Annotated in this window: 8 protein-coding genes; 6 read left to right on the plus strand and 2 right to left on the minus strand. The window is 59.7% G+C overall.

The genetic code is table 11. The annotated features are described in order from the left end of the window. The 5 genes from VBE63_RS24900 to VBE63_RS24920 form a co-directional block, all read left to right on the plus strand. The coding region (locus tag VBE63_RS24900; RefSeq protein WP_323685702.1) for a FlhC family transcriptional regulator at positions 1 to 364 on the plus strand (364 nt) is incomplete at its 5' end. A gap of 252 nt (positions 365 to 616) precedes the next feature. Further along, a complete protein-coding gene (locus VBE63_RS24905; RefSeq protein WP_323685703.1) occupies positions 617 to 868 on the plus strand; it encodes a hypothetical protein in 252 nt (83 codons plus the stop codon). 457 nt (positions 869 to 1,325) lie between these two features. Continuing rightward, positions 1,326 to 2,009: a hypothetical protein gene (locus tag VBE63_RS24910; protein WP_323685704.1), complete on the plus strand. Its 684-nt coding sequence runs from the start codon at positions 1,326 to 1,328 to the stop codon at positions 2,007 to 2,009. Further along, positions 1,910 to 2,671, plus strand: a complete 762-nt coding sequence (locus tag VBE63_RS24915; protein WP_323685705.1) for a hypothetical protein — start codon at positions 1,910 to 1,912, stop codon at positions 2,669 to 2,671. Before VBE63_RS24910 ends, VBE63_RS24915 begins: the two co-directional genes overlap by 100 nt. Before the next feature lie 181 nt (positions 2,672 to 2,852). After that, entirely contained in the window at positions 2,853 to 3,098 is a 246-nt protein-coding gene (locus VBE63_RS24920) for a DUF433 domain-containing protein (RefSeq protein WP_323685706.1), read from the plus strand. Positions 3,099 to 3,131: 33 nt separating this feature from the next. Here the strand turns inward: VBE63_RS24920 and VBE63_RS24925 are convergent, their stop codons facing one another. Both VBE63_RS24925 and VBE63_RS24930 read right to left on the minus strand, forming a co-directional pair. Beyond that, positions 3,132 to 3,401, minus strand: a complete 270-nt coding sequence (locus tag VBE63_RS24925; protein WP_323685707.1) for a DUF2283 domain-containing protein — start codon at positions 3,399 to 3,401, stop codon at positions 3,132 to 3,134. 4 nt (positions 3,402 to 3,405) lie between these two features. Next, the gene (locus VBE63_RS24930) at positions 3,406 to 3,804 is read right to left on the minus strand and encodes a DUF4258 domain-containing protein (protein ID WP_323685708.1); all 399 of its coding nucleotides are present in this window, start codon (positions 3,802 to 3,804) and stop codon (positions 3,406 to 3,408) included. Between the two features lie 337 nt (positions 3,805 to 4,141). On the opposite strand from VBE63_RS24930, the gene VBE63_RS24935 reads away from it, so the two are divergent. Then, positions 4,142 to 4,651: NAD(P)-dependent oxidoreductase (locus VBE63_RS24935; protein ID WP_323685709.1), on the plus strand; the 510-nt coding region annotated here is incomplete at its 3' end.

Consider the following 4,651-nt stretch of genomic DNA (forward strand, 5'->3'; position numbering starts at 1 on the left):
ACTGTTCATTGCACTCTATTGTGCGCTTGGCGGTCCCGAGACAGAGCGGCAGATCCAGCTTGAGGCGTTGCTGCAGGCCCATCGGTTGTACCGGGAGCAGTGGGACCGTCTTGGGGCTGGAGGGCGTCTGGGAGCGCCGATCGATATCAACGCCGCTTGGGTACTGGCCCGGGATCTAACCACCGGGTTGACTTTGCGGCGCTTTTGCCGACAGTGCCACATCCATTACCTCGCTGCTGACTTTTCGCGCACCGCGCTGCAGTGTCCGATCTGCAAACTCAAGCAACGCAGTGTTTGGCGGCCACGGGGTGGCTTGCGGTCGGCAAAAGATGGTGAGGCCGTTGAAGTGCAGCCCACCGGATAACGGGCGCCGCTGAGGAGTGATGTCACAGATGACATGCCACCCGATGAACCCGCTGAATAGGGCTGTGCTCGGCAAGAGATCACCAAGAAGACGCCTTTCACGCGATCAACGCGGATGGGCTGCCATCGCTGGGGACACCCTCAGAGAGGGTAATCTTGAGACCAGCAGGTGATCACCAGGGACACTGATTGTTCTATCGAACAGGCGCGAGTCCAGGATCGCGTTTTCTTCCACGAACCATGCAGAAAGACTATGCAGACACAAACGCATCGCACTGACAGCACCCCGACCCCAAACGAGCCCCAGATCGACAACGATCGCTTGATCACTGCTGATGAGGTCCGGCGCCTGGCTGGCGGCATTAGCGACATGACGTTGTGGCGCTGGATCAAGCTGGGGATTACCCCATCACCTTTGGTGATCGAACGTCGCCGATATTGGTGGCGATCGGCGGTCGTCGCCTCGCTCACGCGCGTCGGTCGAGGTGATGCCGAGGGTCTCTAAAGAAAACAGGCCTGGACGGAGATTCACCGGATGGGAGCCGCTGACAACGAAGATCGCCGACCGCTACCGCTCATCATCAAAATTCTGGCTCAGCCGCCACTTTCCCTCATCGACACGGTCCGCCAGCATTTCATCACCACCGTTCAAACGCCTGCAAAATGTTACCCCCAGCGTTACCCCGGAGGCCTAAAATGAAAAACGGGTTAGCTTAAATTGAAGCTAACCCGTTCTTTTTAATGGAGCTGGCGGACGGATTCGAACCGACGACCTGCTGATTACAAATCAATTCCAATTGCCCAAACGGCGGTCCAGTACAGTCCGATGAAATCCATTGTGTTGATCGATTAGCATTGTAAAACAAGTACATAGTAGACTACAGCTTCTTGGCTCGTCTGCGGTGTACTTGCAAAAGCCACCGACAAACGGCTACCAAACGGCTACGGGAATCGGGGCAGTGATGGTAACGATCAAGGGGCTTCGGGCGTTGAAACCGGGCGTCTGGCTGTCTGATGGTGGCGCGCGTGGTGCAGGCACCCTGGTGTTCCGGCGCAGCGGCGAGATCGTCCGCATCTACTTTCGACATACGCAAGCCGATGGCAGTCGGTATGCCCTACCGCTGGGTCATTTCGATGAGGAAGGATACGACGGGCTTAGCCTGGCGGAGGCGCGCTCAAAGGCGGCTGAGCTTTCCAAGCTCTATCTGTCGGGCGTGAAGAACCTTCGCGAGCACCTTGAGGCCGAGGAGGCAGCGCGTCAGGCGGCTGAGGAGGCACGTAAAGCCGCCCAGGAAGCCGCGCTTGCAGAGGCCCGAGCACAGCGTCAAAGCACCCTGATCGCGCTGTGCAACGCCTACGCTCACGCCTTGGAACAACAGAGCAAGCGAAAGAGCGCTGGCAATGCCCGATCCGTGTTCAAGGTGCACGTGGAACAGGCTCATCCAGACCTTGCCCGAGCACCGGCACGTGACATGACGCCACGGGACATGGCGACCATCATCCGCAGGGTTCGGGAAGCGCAGCGGGCAAAGAGCGCACGGCTGGAGTGCTGCGTAGCTACCTTCGCGCCGCCTATGCGATGGCGATTCGTGCGCCGTACGACAGCGCAGCCAATGCGACGATGGCCACCTTTGCGGTGGAGATGAACCCAGTCGATGCCATTCCGACGATTCCGGTTCGCGCCGGCCATCGCACCCTGAGTGCGGCTGAACTTCGCGACTATCTCGCCGCGCTGACCGATGAACTGCCTGATCTCGCCTTGCGACTGGCCGTGCTTGCGGGCGGACAGCGCATGTCGCAGCTGCTCAGAACCCGGGTGGCCGACTACAATGAGGATACCCAGACGCTGCGACTCTGGGACACCAAAGGCAAACGTCGCGAGCCGCGAGAGCATCTGATCCCGCTCGCACCTAAGGGCGCGGCCTTGGTGGCTCAGTTGATCGAACGCGCTCAGCATAAGGTTGAACAAGCGGAGTCCAGCGCGTCCGACCGACCGCGACCGCCAAGCCTATCGCTCTGGATGTCTACAGGTGGCGCGACGATGGCTGAAACCACGCCCGGCAAGCGGCTTGTGGAACTCACTGCCGACATGCAGGCCGAGCCGTTTAACCTCCGCGATATCAGGCGTACTATCGAAACCATGCTCGCCAGCATGGGGATCAGTCGTGAGACGCGCGCGCAACTGCTCAGCCATGGCCTGAGTGGCGTGCAATCCGTCCACTATGATCGGCATAGCTACATCAACGAAAAGCGCGCCGCATTGCAGGCGTGGGAAGTGCATTTGGTGGCGATTAAGGCCATCAGCTAGCGCAACATCACTGCTTGGCAGTGGGAAACCGCAGAGCAACAAGGCTGTGTTTTCTTCAAGCGCATGTGGGGGTGTGGTCTCTTGATCAGCGCCCTACTCCGTCCGGCAAGCGTCTTTTCAGCCCAAAGCGAGCCATCGGTTAACCCTGGCGACCCCGAACGACGATCGAAAGATGATGACCATGAGCCAAAACGAGCTGTTAGGACGGATTACCGTCCGTCCAGAGGTGTTCGGCGGAAAGCCCATCATCCGCGACCTGCGCATCTCCGTCGAGTTGATCTTGAGCCTGCTTGCTCAAGGCGAATCCGCGGAGGCGATTCTGGATGACTATCCAGACCTCGAGCAGGCTGACATCAACGCCTGCCTCGCCTATGCGCACAGCATGATCGCCCATGAGCGGATCGATCGCATCGCGGTCTCGGGATGAGGTTTCTCGTCGACAGTTGCTCGGGGCGGCGGCTCAGGCCGCGCGAAGCGGCGCAATGTCCTCATTCGTCACTGCAGGCGCGTGCAGATGGACGAGAACCTGGTTCAGCTCCGCGACATCGACCTGTGCGGGCGCGGTGATCTCGATACCGATCGGCTTGCCGTTCGCGGTGTAGTCCACCAGCAGTCCAGCGCCTGCCTCCTCGACATGATCGCTCTTGTCGCCCGGTGTGCGAGGAAGGTAGAGGTAGGCCGCCAATGGACGTCCGCGGCGAAAGGTCACTTCGAGGTAGGATGATCTCATTGATTCACCTTGTCATCGGATAGGCGGTGACGACGACGAGCAGCCGCTCAAGCTCGTCTGGCTCCACGATGATCTGCCAGCGTCGACGTTGGTGTCGTGCTTCGATGATCCAGCGTCCTTCGACTGCGTCGGGACGATAGCCCTGGGCATGCTCTAACATCGTTCGCAGATCAACTTCGTTGAAGTCCCGATCTTCCATCCGCTTGAGCACATGCGGGGTCAGCTCCAGCTCCACCATTCTGGCAAATCCTGTTGTTCTGGCCCCATCGGTCTCATCGTCCCAGGCATTACGATTCGCAGCGATTGCGATTTTCCTGCTGCCGAGATCGCCAGGTTGAGCAGGCGGTGTCAGCTCCAGTTCCCAGTTCCACCATTGTGGCAAATCCTGTTGTTCTAGCCCCATCGGTCTCATCGTCCCAGGCATTGCGATTCACAGCGATCGCGTTTTTCCTGCTGCCGAGATCGCCAGGTTGAGCAGTGCGCAAGCCGGCACGATCGAAAACGCTGGGCAAGGCTTGAGTAGAGCCCCGCACAAGGCCGCTCGCGACGCTGGCTGCCAGAAAGGTGACTAAAGTTCACACCCGCCATACTACCTTATCAGACTTCGGGAACCTGGCCTTGCCGTCGGTTGTGATCTCGGCTTCGATGGATTGCGGCATCTTGTCTCCGTTTGGGATAGACCACCGCGAGCCTATGATCATGCGACCATCGCGTCTTGAATCCCCGTTACGAGTCCCACCATGTCACCGCTAAACGGCGTTTTATTGGATCTGGCCACCATCGACCAAGGCGACCTTGATCTGTCCCCGTTGGACCGAGTCTGCGGCGCTTGGCGACGTTATCCGCAGACGGAACCGACCCAGATCCTAGAGCACCTTGGCGATGCGCAGATCGCGGTGACCAACAAGGTGGCCTTGGATCGCGCTGTACTGGCCGCGGCCTCTTCCCTGCGACTGATCTGTATTGCCGCAACCGGCACCAACCATATCGATCTGAACGCGGCACGCGAGCACGGCATCGCGGTTGCAAACGTGGTGCGCTATGCCACGCCGGCGGTGGTGCAGCATGTCTTCGCGCTCATCCTGGCCCTGACGACTCGCTTACCCGACTATCAACGCGCGGTCGCCAGCGGCGCCTGGCAACAGCATGAGCGCTTCTGCCTGATGGACTACCCTATCCGCGAACTGGCTGGACGGACCCTCGGCATTCTCGGCTATGGCGAGTTGGGTCAGGCCGTCGCCCGGGTTGCT

This window comes from Lamprobacter sp. (assembly GCF_034860625.1).
Lineage (GTDB): Bacteria > Pseudomonadota > Gammaproteobacteria > Chromatiales > Chromatiaceae > Lamprobacter.